Raw genomic sequence first — 13,453 nt, 5'->3', positions numbered from 1 at the left:
CGCTCTCTCCGTTCCCTCCCCCGTTGTGGGGGAGGGTCAGGGACGGGGGCAGGCCCGGGCGCCGGCGTTTGTGGCCACCTCCTTCCCCAACCTTTCCCCACAAGGGGGAAGGGAGCCGGTCCGCTTGTGCCCACCTCACACGGTATCGTCGCGGCCGCCTTGCAGAGTAACGACCCCTAATGACCCATCCCGGCGAACAGTTTTATCCCGAGGGCGTGCGCTGGGACGACACCATCGTCCAGGGCACGCTGCCTGATCTGCTGGCAAAAGCCGCCGCCGAGTACGGCCCGCGCACCGCGCTGGAATTCCGCGACCATCCGATTACCTACAGCGAACTCGCCGCGATGGCTGAGCGCGCAGCCGCCGCCTTCCTGCGCGCCGGCTACGGCAAGAACAGTTCGGTCGCGCTGTTCCTCGGCAATACGCCGGACCATCCCGTCAATTTCTTCGGCGCGCTGAAGGCCGGCGCCCGCGTCGCGCATCTCTCACCGCTCGACGGCGAGATCGCGCTGACGCACAAGGTCTCCGATTCCGGTTCGCGCCTGCTCGTCACCTCTAACCTGGCGGCGTTGCTGCCGACCGCGCTGAAATTCCTGGAGAAGGGCCTGATCGACCGCCTGGTGGTCTGCGAGGACGATAATTGGGGTAAGGTCGGCACGCCGCAGGCTGCGATCCCCAGCGATCCCCGCATCGTCACCTTCAAGGCCTTTGTCGAGGGCGCCACCGCGCCGGCAGAGTGGCCGCAAGTGAGCGCCGACGATGTCGCGCTGCTGCAATATACCGGTGGCACCACCGGCTTGCCCAAAGGCGCGATGCTGACCCACGGCAATCTCACCTCGGCCGTGTCGATCTACGACGTCTGGGGCAAGCCGTCGCGCGCGACGCGTGGCGACGTCGTCGAGCGCGTGATCTGCGTGCTGCCGCTGTTCCACATCTATGCGCTCACCGTCGTGCTGCTGTCCTCGCTCAGGCGCGGCAATCTGATCTCGCTGCATCAGCGTTTTGACGTCGAAGCGGTGATGCGCGACATCGAAATCAAGCGCGCAACCTACTTTCCCGGCGTGCCGACGATGTGGATCGCGATCGCAGCCCTTCCCGATCTCGACAAGCGCGATTTCTCCTCGCTGGCGACGATCGGCTCCGGGGGCGCGCCGCTGCCGGTGGAGATCGCGAGTTTCTTCGAGCGCAAAGTCGGCAAGAAGCTCCGCAGCGGCTGGGGCATGACCGAGACCTGCTCGCCCGGCACCGGCCATCCGCCTACAGGTCCCGATAAGCCCGGCTCGATCGGCCTGATGCTGCCCGGCATCGAGCTCGACGTCGTTTCCCTGGACGATCCCTCGAAGGTGCTGCCGCCGGGCGAAGTCGGCGAGATTCGCATCAAGGGCCCGAACGTCACCAAAGGCTACTGGAATAAGCCCGAAGGATCCGCGGAGGCCTTCGTCGACGGCCGCTTCCTCACCGGCGACATCGGCTATGTCGATACCGACGGCTATTTCTTCCTGGTCGACCGCAAGAAGGACATGATCATCTCTGGCGGCTTCAACGTCTATCCGCAGATGATCGAGCAGGCGATCTATACCATACCAGGCGTGCACGAGGTGATCGTGCTCGGTATTCCCGACCAGTACCGCGGCGAGGCCGCCAAAGCCTTCATCAAGCTGAAGACGGATGCAAAGCCGTTCTCGCTCGACGAGCTGCGCGCTCAGCTCGCCGGCAAGCTCGGCAAGCACGAATTGCCGGCGGAGGTCGAATTCGTCCACGATCTGCCGCGCACGCCGGTCGGAAAGCTGTCGCGCCACGAATTGCGCCAGCGGCAGAAACCGTCACAATCCGCCCAACTTGCCACCCGACTTGCATCAGGAGATCGCGCTTGACCGACGCCGTCATCGTTTCCACCGCCCGCACCCCGATCGGGAAGGCCTATCGCGGCGCGCTCAACGCCACCGAGGGCGCAACGCTGCTCGGCCACGCCATCGGCGAGGCCGTCGCGCGCGCCAAGATCGACCCCAAGGAGGTCGAGGACGTCGTGATGGGCGCAGCACTCCAGCAGGGCGCGACCGGCGGCAACATCGCGCGCAAGGCGCTGCTCCGTGCCGGTCTCCCCGTCACCGTCGCCGGCACCACTATCGACCGGCAATGCGCCTCGGGCCTGCAGGCGATCGCGCTCGCCGCGCGTTCGGTGATCTTCGACGGTGTCGAGATCGCGGTCGGCGGTGGCGGCGAGTCCATCTCGCTGGTGCAGAACGACAAGATGAACGGCTTCCACGCGCAGGACCCGGCGCTGCTCGAGATCAAGGGCGAGGTCTACATGCCCATGATCGACACCGCCGAGATCGTCGCCAAGCGCTACGGCATCTCGCGCGAAAAGCAGGACGAATATTCGCTGGAGAGCCAGCGCCGCACCGCCGCGGCGCAGCAGGGCGGAAAGTTCAAGGATGAGCTCGCGCCGATCACCACCAGGATGGCGGTGACCGACAAGGCCACCGGTGCAGTCTCGTTCAAGGACGTCACGCTGTCGCAGGACGAGGGCCCGCGCCCCGAGACCACCGCAGAAGGCCTCGCCGGCCTCAAGGCCGTCCGTGGCGAGGGATTTTCGGTCACCGCCGGCAATGCCAGCCAGCTTTCGGACGGCGCCAGCGCGAGCGTGATCATGAGCGACAAGGAAGCGGCAAAGCGCGGGCTGAACCCGCTCGGCATCTTCCGCGGCTTCGTCTCCGCCGGCTGCGAGCCGGACGAGATGGGCATCGGCCCGGTATTCGCCGTGCCGCGCCTGCTCAAGCGTCATGGCCTGACCGTCGACGACATCGGCCTGTGGGAGCTGAACGAAGCTTTCGCGGTGCAGGTGCTGTATTGCCGCGACAAGCTCGGCATCGACCCCGACAAGATCAATGTCGACGGCGGCGCGATCGCGGTGGGCCATCCCTACGGCATGTCGGGCGCGCGCCTCACCGGCCACGCTCTGATTGAAGGCCGCCGCCGCAAGGCGAAGTACGCGGTCGTCACCATGTGCGTCGGCGGCGGCATGGGCGCGGCGGGGCTTTTCGAGGTGTTGCAGTAGCCGTCGTCCAGTAACCGTCGTCCCGGCGAAAGCCGGGACCCATACTCCGCAGCAGGAGTGTGGCACGCGAACAACAATGGCCTTCGCAAACCAACGAAGGCCGGTGGTTATGGGTCCCGGCCTTCGCCGGGACGACACATTCACAGGAGGATCCGATGGATCTCGCATTCACGAAAGAAGAGCAGGCGTTTCGCGAGGAAGTGCGGTCATTCTTCCGCGACAACGTGCCGCCGGATACGCGGCGCAAGCTGGTCGAGGGCCGCCACCTCTCGAAGGACGAGATGGTGACGTGGTGGCGCATCCTCAACAAGAAGGGCTGGGGCGTCAGCCACTGGCCCAAGCAATATGGCGGCACCGGCTGGACCTCCGTGCAGCACTATATCTTCAACGAGGAGCTGCAGTCCTATCCGGCGCCGCAGCCGCTCGCCTTCGGCGTCAGCATGGTGGGTCCCGTCATCTACACCTTCGGCAATGAAGAGCAGAAGAAGCAGTATCTGCCGCGCATCGCCAATGTCGACGACTGGTGGTGCCAGGGCTTCTCCGAGCCCGGCTCCGGCTCCGACCTCGCCTCGCTGAAGACGAAGGCCGAGCGCAAGGGCGACAAGTGGATCATCAACGGCCAGAAGACCTGGACCACGCTCGCCCAGCACGCCGACATGATCTTCTGCCTCTGCCGCACCGACCCGTCCGCCAAGAAGCAGATGGGCATCTCCTTCATCGTGTTCTCGATGAAGTCGAAGGGCGTCACGGTGCGCCCGATCCAGACCATCGACGGCGGCGCCGAGGTCAACGAGGTGTTCTTCGACGACGTCGAAGTGCCCATCGAGAACCTGATCGGCGAGGAGAACAAGGGCTGGGATTACGCGAAATTCCTGCTCGGCAATGAGCGCACCGGCATCGCGCGGGTCGGCGTCTCCAAGGAGCGGCTCCGCCGCATCCGCGATCTCGCCTCCAAGGTCGAATCCGGCGGCAAGCCGATCATTCAGGACGCGGCCTTCCGCGACAAGCTCGCGGCCTGCGAGATCGAGCTCAAGGCGCTCGAACTCACCCAGCTCCGCGTCGTCGCCGACGAAGGCAAGCACGGCAAAGGCAAGCCCAATCCGGCTTCCTCGGTGCTGAAGATCAAGGGCTCCGAGATCCAGCAGACCACCACCGAGCTGCTGATGGAGGTGATCGGCCCGTTCGCGGCACCCTATGACGTGCACGGCGACGACGGCTCGAACGAAGCCATGGACTGGACCGCCCAGATCGCGCCGAGCTATTTCAACAACCGCAAGGTCTCGATCTACGGCGGCTCCAACGAGATCCAGCGCAACATCATCGCCAAGGCGGTGCTGGGGCTTTGATCGTACACCATCAACACGCACTCACCGTCACGGCCGGGCCTGACCCGGCCATCCACGCCTAGCGCCACGAAAGAACGTGGATGCCCGGCATAAGGCCGGGCATGACGAAATCGATACCGGAGAGCAAAGAACATGGATTTTGATCTGAACGAGGAGCAGCGGCTTCTCAAGGAAAGCATCGACGGCCTCTTGACCGATTCCTACGATTTCGAGAGCCGCAAGAAGTACATGAAGGAGAAGGGCGGCTGGAGCAAAGCGGTCTGGGGCAAGCTCGCCGAGCAGGGCCTGCTCGGTCTGCCCTTCGCGGAGGCCGATGGCGGCTTCGGCGGCGGCGGCGTCGAGACCATGATCGTGATGGAGGCGCTCGGCAAGGCACTGGTGCTCGAGCCTTACCTCGCAACCGTCGTGATCGGCGGCGGCTTCCTGCGCCATGCGGGCAGCGATGCGCAGAAGGCCGCGCATGTACCCGGCATCGTAGACGGCAGCAAGACGCTCGCCTTTGCCCAGCTCGAGAAGAACTCGCGCTACGATCTCTTCGACGTCACCACGACGGCGAAGAAGAAGGGCGACGGTTGGGTCATCGACGGCGAGAAGTTCGTCGTGCTCAACGGCGAGAATGCAGATACCCTCATCGTGACCGCGCGCACTAGGGGCGAGCGCCGCGACAAGAGCGGCATCGGCGTGTTCCTGGTGCCGGCCGACGCCAAGGGCGTCGCCAAGAAGTCGTACCCGACCCAGGACGGCCTGCACGCCGCCGACATCACCTTCACCGGCGTCGAAATCGGTGCCGATGCCGTGCTCGGCAATCCCGACGATTCGCTCACGCTGATCGAGCGTGTGGTCGACGAAGCTCGCATCGCGCTCTGCGCCGAAGCGGTCGGCCTGATGGACGAATCGCTCAAGACCACGGTCGAGTACATCAAGACGCGCAAGCAGTTCGGGGTGCCGATCGGCTCGTTCCAGTCGCTGCAGCACCGCGCCTCTGACATGTTCGTCGCCACCGAGCAGGCGCGATCGATGTCGATGTTCGCGACCATGGCGGGCGATTTCCAGGACGCCAAGGAGCGCAGCAACGCTATTGCCGCGGCCAAGGTGCAGATCGGCAAGTCGCTGAAGTTCGTGGGACAGCAGGCGATCCAGCTCCACGGCGGCATCGGCATGACCATGGAGGCGAAGATCGGCCATTACTTCAAGCGCCTGACCATGATCGAGAACTCGTTCGGCGACACCGACTACCACCAGCGCCGCGTGGCGGACGGTGGCGGGTTGATCTAGCTACAAGGTCGCTGTCATCCCCCGCGCAGGCGGGGGATCCAGTACGCTGCGGCTTCTCGGTTCTAGCCGCGCCGTCTCTGGAATACTGGATCGCCCGGGTAAGCCGGGCGATGACGTCTGAACAAGTGGCCTCAACGGAGCCCAACAACAATGAAGAACACCCTCGTTCGATCTCACCGGCAAGGTCGCCGTGGTCACCGGCTCCAGCCGCGGCATCGGCCGCTCCTCCGCCGAGCTGCTCGCAAAGCTCGGCGCCAAAGTGGTGGTCTCCTCGCGCAAGGCCGATGCCTGCAAGGCAGTCGCCGACGGCATCAAGGCGGCCGGCGGCGAGGCCACCGTCATCCCCTGCAACATCGCGCGCAAGCAGGAGGTCGAGGCGCTGATCGCGGGCACGATCAAGCATTACGGCAAGATCGACATCCTCGTCTGCAACGCCGCGGTCAACCCGTATTACGGCCCGCTGCTCGACATCACCGACGAGGCCTTCGACAAGATCATGGGCAGCAACGTCAAGAGCAACATCTGGCTCTCCGCGCTTGCGATCCCGCAGATGGCCGACCGCGGCAACGGCTCAGTCGTCATCATCTCCTCGATCGGGGGCTTGCGCGGTTCGACCGTGATCGGCGCCTACGGCATCTCGAAAGCCGCCGACTTCGCGCTGTGTCGTTCGCTCGCCGGCGAATGGGGCCCGAAAGGCGTCCGCGTCAACTGCATCGCGCCCGGCCTCGTCAAGACCGACTTCGCCCGCGCGCTGTGGGAAGACGAAGCGAATCTGAAACGCCGCACGGCCACCACGCCGCTCCGCCGTATCGGCGAACCCGACGAAATCGCAGGCGCAGTGGCCTACCTCGCCTCCGACGCGTCGAGCTTCATGACGGGACAAACGATCGTCATCGACGGCGGCGTGACCACGGCGGCGCCGTAACTTCTGCTCTACTTGCAATTGTACGCCGGGCGCGCTTCACTTTTCCTCCGCTAGAGGGGGAGGGTCGCTTCGTGTTGCCCAGAGCGCAACGCGAGGCGGGGTGGGGTGAAGCCGCAAAGGCGGTATCGCTTGCGTCGACGAGACGGCTGCTGCTCATCAAGTTCGCGGATAGTCTGTCACCCCGCCCCGGTTCGCGTTCCGCTTCGCTGCATGCGAGCCCACCCTGCCCTCCAGGGGAGGGTGGGAGGACAGCCGTCTTGACCTTCCCGCCCTAATCCGCTCCCTTTGGCGAAACACAATAGCCCCTCACCGGACAACGCCGGGAAAACGCCAAAGAAACCCCAAGGTTTGCTTCCATGTCTTTCGTCCTCGCCATCGACCAGGGCACCACCTCCTCGCGCGCGATCGTGTTTCGCGGCGACATTTCCATTGCGGCGAAGGCGCAGGCCGAGTTTCCGCAGCATTTCCCTGCCTCGGGTTGGGTCGAGCACGAGCCCGAGGACATCTGGACCTCGACCGTGACGGTCTGCCGCGACGCGATCGCGCAGGCCGGCATCGGCGCAAAGGACATCGCCGCGATCGGCATCACCAACCAGCGCGAGACCACCGTGGTGTGGGACCGCGCCACCGGGCAGGCCGTGCACCGCGCCATCGTCTGGCAGGACCGCCGCACCGCCGACATCTGCGCCAAGCTGAAAGCCGACGGCCGCGAGCCCGTGATCTCGCAGAAGACCGGCCTGATCATCGACCCCTATTTCTCCGGCACCAAGGTCGCCTGGATTCTCGACCACGTCCCCGGCGCACGGGCGCGCGCCGCGCGCGGCGAATTGATGTTCGGCACCGTCGATTGCTATCTGCTTTGGCGTCTCACCGGCGGCAAGGTCCACGCCACCGACGCCACCAACGCCTCGCGCACGCTGCTGTTCAACATCCACACCGGCCAGTGGGACGACGAGCTCTTGGAGATCATCGGCGTGCCGCGCTCGATGCTGCCCGAGGTGAAGGATTCCTCCGCCCGTTTCGGCGAGAGCACGCCGGATTTGTTCGGCGGCGCCATTGCGATCTGCGGCATCGCCGGCGACCAGCAGGCCGCGACCATCGGCCAGGCCTGCTTCCGTCCGGGGATGATGAAATCGACTTACGGCACCGGCTGCTTCGCCCTGCTCAACACCGGCACCACGCCCGTGGCCTCGAAGAACAAGCTGCTCACCACCATCGCCTACCAGCTCGGGGGCAAGCGCACCTATGCGCTCGAAGGCTCGATCTTCGTCGCAGGTTCGGCAGTGCAGTGGCTGCGCGACGGCCTCGGCATCATCAAGCATGCCGCCGAGACCGGACCTCTCGCCGATCAGTCGGACTCCATGCAGAGCGTCTATCTCGTCCCGGCCTTCGTCGGCATGGGCGCGCCGTACTGGAATCCGCGCGTGCGCGGCGCCCTGTTCGGCCTCACCCGCAACACCGGCCCGGCCGAGCTTGCCCACGCCGCCCTGGAAAGCGTCTGCTACCAGACCTTTGATCTCTGGGCCGCAATGCGCGCCGACTGGCCGAGCTCGGAGGTGGCAAGCGTCGTGCTCCGCGTCGATGGCGGCATGACCGCATCCGACTGGACCATGCAGCGCCTCGCCGACCTGCTCGATGCGCCGGTCGATCGCCCCGTGATCCAGGAGACGACGGCACTTGGCGCCGCCTATCTTGCCGGCCTCGAGGCCGGCGTCTATCCCGAGCCGACCAAATTCGCCGATAACTGGCGGCTGGAGCACCGCTTCAAGCCCAACATGAGCCAGGCGACGCGCGAGCGGAAGCTTGCGGGATGGACGAGGGCGGTGAAGGGCGTGCTCGCGAGCGACGAGGGCGAATAACGGGCGCGCACGACGCGCCCAACAACAACAAACGGGAGAAACGACAATGAACACGGATTTCAACCGGGTCGTCCAAAAGCTCTGCGGCGCCGCGATCTGCGCCGCGCTGCTCACCTCGACCTCCCTCGCGCGTGAGAAGCCGGACCCGCTCGGCAGCGCGCGGCAGGTCAAGACCGACGTCGCCGGTCTCGATGCTCCCGCGCAGATTCTGGTCGATGTCTGGGGTATCCCCCACATCTATGCCGGCAATGAGCACGACCTGTTCTTCCTGCAAGGCTTTAACGCCGCGCGCGACCGGCTCTGGCAGATCGATCTTTGGCGCAAGCGAGGGCTTGGTCTGCTGGCCAAGGATTTCGGCCCGGCCTATGCCGAACAGGACAAGGCGCTGCGTCTCTTTCTTTATCGCGGCGATATGAATGCGGAATGGGCGGCTTACGGCCCCAAGGGGAAGACCTATGCGGAGGCATTCGTCGCCGGGGTCAACGCCTACGTCGCCGATGTGCGCGCGGGCAAGCGCCCGCTGCCGATCGAGTTCAGGATCGCCGGCACGATGCCGGATGCGTGGACGGCGGATGACATCGTCCGCATCCGCAGCCACGGCCTGACGCGCAATGTCGCCTCCGAGGTCAAGCGCTCCTTGGTCGCCTGCGCGGCAGGCCTCGATGCCGATCGGTTTCGCGTCAAGCTCGAGCCGGCGTGGACGACGAAAATTCCAGATGGTCTCGATCCCTGCAGCGTGCCGAAGGCGGTGCTGGCGCCCTACGATCTGGCGACGCGCCCGGTCGCCTTTGCCGCGCCGAAAGATCGCCAGGCCGCACTCGCGCACGATCCCGACAAGTACCTCACCGAGGCCGACCTGCAACGCGACACCATCGGCTCCAACAATTGGGTGATCGCGGCGTCACGGACCGCGACTGGGCGTCCGATCCTCGCCAACGATCCGCATCGCGAGCACAGCGTGCCCTCGCTGCGCTACATCGTCGGCCTCAATGCGCCCGGCCTCTCCGTGATCGGCGCGGGCGAGCCCGCGCTGCCCGGCATCTCCATCGGCCACAACGGCACCATCGCCTTCGGTCTCACCATCTTCAACGTCGACCAGGAAGACCTCTACATCTACGAGCTCAATCCGCAGAATCCCAACCAGTACCGCTATGGCGCTGGCTGGGAGGACATGCGCATCGTCCACGAGAAAGAGCAGGTGAAAGGCGAGAGCGATCGCGATCTCGAGCTGAAATTCACCCGGCATGGTCCGGTGATCTACGTCGACGACGCCAACAAGCGGGCCTTCGCCGTCCGCTCGATCTGGTTCGAGCCCGGCACCTCGGCCTATTTCGGCTCCTCCGACTACATGACCGCGAAGGACTGGAACGGATTCCTCGGCGCCATGCGGCGCTGGGGCGCGCCGTCGGAGAATCAGGTCTATGCGGACACCAAGGGCAATATCGGCTGGGTCGCCGCCGGCAAGACGCCGCGGCGCGCCAACTATGATGGCCTGATGCCGGTGCCCGGCGACGGCCGCTACGAATGGCAGGGTTTTCTCTCGCTCGACGAACTGCCCAAGACCTATCAGCCCAAGCAGGGCTTTCTCGCCACCGCCAACCAGATGAACCTGCCGGCGGATTATCCCGTCAGCGAGCGCAAGGTCGGCTTCGAATGGGCGGACAGTGCGCGCTGGCAGCGCATCACCGAGGTCCTGAAGGCCAACAGCAAGGTGACGCTGGCCGATGCCATGGATCTGCAGAACGACGACACCACGATGCTGGGCCGGCGGCTGGTCAAGCTGTTGCAGCCGCTCACTTCGGACGATGCCAACGTGAAGAAGGGCCTCGAACTGCTCAAGCCTTGGGACGCCCGTGATGCCGCCGACAATGCCGCTGCTGCGGTGTTCGAGGTCTGGATCTCCAATCATCTTGGACCGGTACTGCTGAAGACCACGGCGCCCAAGGCTGCCGACCTGATCGCGCCGGAGGCGTCCAGCATTTCGGCGCTTGTCGCCTTTCTGGAATCTCCGGACGCGTCGTTTGGCTCCGATCCCGCCACCGCGCGCGACCAGATCCTGCGCGACAGCCTCGGCGCGCGGTGGCCGATGTCACAGCCAAGCTCGGGGCCGATTCCTCAACCTGGCGCTGGGGCCGCCTGCACGTCGCAAAATTCGACCATGCTCTGATGCCGCTGGCCGACAAGGCGACGGCCGCTCAGCTCTCGGTCGGTCCGCTGGCCTACGGCGGCGCCGCCAACGTGCCGCGCGCGGCCACCTATCGCCGCACCGATTATCAGCTGTTCGCTGGCGCATCGTTCCGCATGGTGCTCGACGTCGGCAATTGGGATGCGAGCCGCACCATCAACACACCGGGCCAGTCGGGCGATCCCTTCAGCGGCCATTATCGCGACCTCGCGCCGCTCTGGGCGACCGGCCAGTATGTGCCGCTGCTCTACAGCCGCGCCGCGGTCGAGGCTGCAACGGCGGAGGCGATCACGCTGACGCCGCGGTGAATGAGGCGTATCCAGAAATCCCGCCGTCGTCCAGGCTTTCGCCAGGACGACCCGGAATGTGTTGCCGGCGTTCAGCTTCTAAGGGACGCATCCCATGATCCTCCCCGACGGCTATTCCGACATTCCCGCCAGCAAGATCGCTGCCGTCGTCACGCATCTCGAGATGACAGCGCGTCCGCCGCTGCGTGACAATCCTCTTGGCGCATGGACCCTGCGCAAGGTCGATACTCCCGCGCTTCATTGGTATCGCGACCTCCATCGCCGCGTCGGCGAGGAGTGGCTGTGGTTTTCGCGGGCGCGCATGAACGACGGCGAGCTCGCCGCAATCATCCATGCACCGGGCGTCGAGGTATATGCGCTTGTCGTGGACGGCCACGATGAGGGCCTGCTGGAGCTGGACTTTCGCGAGGCCGGCCAATGCGAGCTGGTGTATTTCGGTGTCACCGCAAAACTGATCGGCAGCGGTGCCGCCCGCTTTATGATGAACCGCGCGCTTGAGCTCGCATGGTCACGCGACCTGTCCCGCGTCTGGGTGCACACCTGCACGTTCGACCATCCGTCCGCCGTCGCATTCTACCAGCGCTCGGGCTTCCGTCCGTTCCGCCGCCAGATCGAGATCGCCGACGACCCGCGGCTCGATGGCACGGCGCCGCGGTCCGCGGCAAAGCATGTGCCGATCATCGAATAGGTAGCAGCTGCCTCTCCGCCGTCATTGCGAGGAGCCCTTGCGACGAAGCAATCCAGTCTGGTTCCGTGGGAGATACTGGTTGCTTCGCTGCGCTCGCAATGACGGAGTGTGGCGCTGTCGTCGCGTTTCATTGGGGCTACGCGTGGCGGGATCACCGGATCACGCCAACACTCGGTTCCGGAAGATCATAGGGAGCGAGACGCCGTAATCGCTCGGTCAATGGCTGCACGGGCGGAGCATACAGCTCTCCGTAGCTGGAGAGCAGTGGGAGGCTAGGCTCCCAACGATGGATGACGAACACCACGCGATACTGTTTCGCCGCGGGCAGTCTTTGCTTGTAGTCGGTCTCGATCACCGTCTCGCCATCCGCGGTCAGGAACGTTTCGTTCCACGCCATCTCTGCGTGGCCTTCCGGGTTGGACGGATCGATTTGGGTAAAATCATGAGGATTGAACCGCGCGTCCGGATTCGCCACGAGCACCTCGAGAATTACAGCGTCATCCATGTAACCTCGTAGATTGTCTTCCAATTTCCGCCGGTCCTCACCAGTCAGAGGCACTATTTCATCGCCCCTGCCGGCTTTCCGCAGCAGAGCGTTCACCTCTTCGCTGAAATTGGGGGGATCGTGTGAGTCGATCAATTCCCGGATGAAACGGGCATAGGCAGCATTATCAGCGCTGAAGGAGTAGGCGCCTAGGAGAGTGAGTGAGGGAGGCTGGTCAGCAGTCAAATCGCTCTGCTCCGTGCGGCGATGAGTCCGCGATACCCGATCATGCGAAGCTCGCTAGCTGTTGAAATTCACCGCCGTGGTGTTTGCACCGCAAAGCAGCACCGCGCCCCGCTCGCCGGGTGAGGGGCGATAGCGACCGGAGAGCAAGGCGGCAAATGCGGCGGCGCCGCCGGGCTCGGCCACCAGGCGCAGGCTCGACCACAAGGCCGACTGCGCCTGCTTGATCGCGTCGTCGGCGACCAGGACGACCCGCTCGACATGGGCCCGCGCAATCGGAAACATCAATTGTCCGACACGTCGCGGGGCGAGACTATCGGCGGCGATGCCGCCCGCCGGCGCATCGATCGGCGCGCCTGCCGCGAAGGCGGCGTGAAGCGTCGGCGATTGCTCGGGCTCGACCGCCACGATGCGCGTCCTGCCGGCGCTCCAGGCTGCCATGCCACCGATCAGGCCGCCGCCGCCGACTGCAACCAGCACCGTGTCAATGCCCGGTGCATCCTGCTCCAGCTCCATTCCGACACTGCCCTGACCGAGCAAGGTCTCGACCTGGTCGTAGGCATGCACCGCCATGGCGCCGGTCTGCGCGACATGGGTTTCGCTTGCGGCGAGCGCGTCGGCATAGCGGCTGCCCGCAATCACGAGTTTCGCGCCATAGCCTCTGATACGCTCGGCTTTGGCCGGCGAGGTGATGTCGGGCACGAAAATCGTGGCCGGGATGCCGAGCCGCTGCGCCGCATACGCCACCGCCGCGCCGTGATTGCCGCCCGATGCGGCGACGACACCGGCTTCCGGCAGCCGGCGCAACAGCAGATTGGCGAAGGCACCCCGCGCCTTGAACGATCCGGAATGCTGCAGCATCTCGAGCTTGAACGTGACGGGAGAAGCCGGCAGGCCAAAATCGGCGAGATCGGCCTCAACGAGCGGCGTGCGCCGTATGTGCGGACGGATGACGGCCTCGGTCGCCGCGATCCGCTCCCGATTGATGTCCATTGTTGCTGTCATGATGCCGTCCTTGATAACGCATCCGGCAGCCGCTGTCGCGGCGCCGTTGCATGCAGCGCAATGCTCCACTTCCATGA

At 65.2% G+C, this 13,453-nt stretch carries 8 protein-coding genes and 2 pseudogenes; 8 read left to right on the top strand and 2 right to left on the bottom strand.

Annotated features, from left to right (window positions below):
• Positions 1-179: 179 nt before the first annotated feature.
• From pimA to IVB54_RS35005, 8 genes and pseudogenes are all read left to right on the top strand, one after another.
• Positions 180-1,874, top strand: coding sequence for a dicarboxylate--CoA ligase PimA (pimA, locus tag IVB54_RS35040; protein WP_018454714.1), 1,695 nt, complete (start codon positions 180-182; stop codon positions 1,872-1,874).
• The gene (locus tag IVB54_RS35035; RefSeq protein ID WP_247294166.1) at positions 1,871-3,058 is read left to right on the top strand and encodes an acetyl-CoA C-acyltransferase; all 1,188 of its coding nucleotides are present in this window, start codon (positions 1,871-1,873) and stop codon (positions 3,056-3,058) included. The genes pimA and IVB54_RS35035 overlap by 4 nt, the downstream gene beginning before the upstream one ends.
• Before the next feature lie 155 nt (positions 3,059-3,213).
• Positions 3,214-4,404, top strand: coding sequence for a pimeloyl-CoA dehydrogenase large subunit (pimC, locus tag IVB54_RS35030; RefSeq protein WP_018454712.1), 1,191 nt, complete (start codon positions 3,214-3,216; stop codon positions 4,402-4,404).
• Positions 4,405-4,536: 132 nt separating this feature from the next.
• A complete protein-coding gene (pimD, locus tag IVB54_RS35025; protein ID WP_018454711.1) occupies positions 4,537-5,679 on the top strand; it encodes a pimeloyl-CoA dehydrogenase small subunit in 1,143 nt (380 codons plus the stop codon).
• 157 nt (positions 5,680-5,836) lie between these two features.
• A pseudogene (locus IVB54_RS35020) lies at positions 5,837-6,604 on the top strand (glucose 1-dehydrogenase); the annotation flags it as partial.
• Between the two features lie 356 nt (positions 6,605-6,960).
• Positions 6,961-8,463: a glycerol kinase GlpK gene (glpK, locus tag IVB54_RS35015; protein WP_018454709.1), complete on the top strand. Its 1,503-nt coding sequence runs from the start codon at positions 6,961-6,963 to the stop codon at positions 8,461-8,463.
• Between the two features lie 46 nt (positions 8,464-8,509).
• Positions 8,510-10,956, top strand: a pseudogene (locus IVB54_RS35010) (penicillin acylase family protein).
• Between the two features lie 94 nt (positions 10,957-11,050).
• Positions 11,051-11,644: a GNAT family N-acetyltransferase gene (locus IVB54_RS35005; protein ID WP_018454707.1), complete on the top strand. Its 594-nt coding sequence runs from the start codon at positions 11,051-11,053 to the stop codon at positions 11,642-11,644.
• Between the two features lie 151 nt (positions 11,645-11,795).
• Here IVB54_RS35005 and IVB54_RS35000 read toward each other — a convergent pair whose 3' ends face one another.
• Both IVB54_RS35000 and IVB54_RS34995 read right to left on the bottom strand, forming a co-directional pair.
• On the bottom strand, positions 11,796-12,374 hold the full coding sequence (locus IVB54_RS35000; RefSeq protein ID WP_018454706.1) for a hypothetical protein: 579 nt from the start codon (positions 12,372-12,374) through the stop codon (positions 11,796-11,798).
• Positions 12,375-12,428: 54 nt separating this feature from the next.
• Positions 12,429-13,376, bottom strand: coding sequence for a threonine/serine dehydratase (locus IVB54_RS34995; protein ID WP_247776949.1), 948 nt, complete (start codon positions 13,374-13,376; stop codon positions 12,429-12,431).
• Between the last annotated feature and the right edge of the window lie 77 nt (positions 13,377-13,453).

Source organism: Bradyrhizobium sp. CW1, from assembly GCF_023100665.1.
In the GTDB taxonomy this organism is placed as follows: Bacteria; Pseudomonadota; Alphaproteobacteria; order Rhizobiales; family Xanthobacteraceae; genus Bradyrhizobium; species Bradyrhizobium canariense_D.
The sequence above is the reverse complement of the archived record's forward strand: the minus strand, read 5'-3'. Positions and strand labels throughout refer to the sequence as shown.

Coding starts and splice junctions, on each gene's coding strand:
- pimD (WP_018454711.1), top strand. CDS start 4,537: ATGGATTTTGATCTGAACGAGGAGCAGCGGCTTCTCAAGGAAAGCATC.
- IVB54_RS35005 (WP_018454707.1), top strand. CDS start 11,051: ATGATCCTCCCCGACGGCTATTCCGACATTCCCGCCAGCAAGATCGCT.
- glpK (WP_018454709.1), top strand. CDS start 6,961: ATGTCTTTCGTCCTCGCCATCGACCAGGGCACCACCTCCTCGCGCGCG.
- IVB54_RS34995 (WP_247776949.1), bottom strand. CDS start 13,376: ATGACAGCAACAATGGACATCAATCGGGAGCGGATCGCGGCGACCGAG.
- pimA (WP_018454714.1), top strand. CDS start 180: ATGACCCATCCCGGCGAACAGTTTTATCCCGAGGGCGTGCGCTGGGAC.
- pimC (WP_018454712.1), top strand. CDS start 3,214: ATGGATCTCGCATTCACGAAAGAAGAGCAGGCGTTTCGCGAGGAAGTG.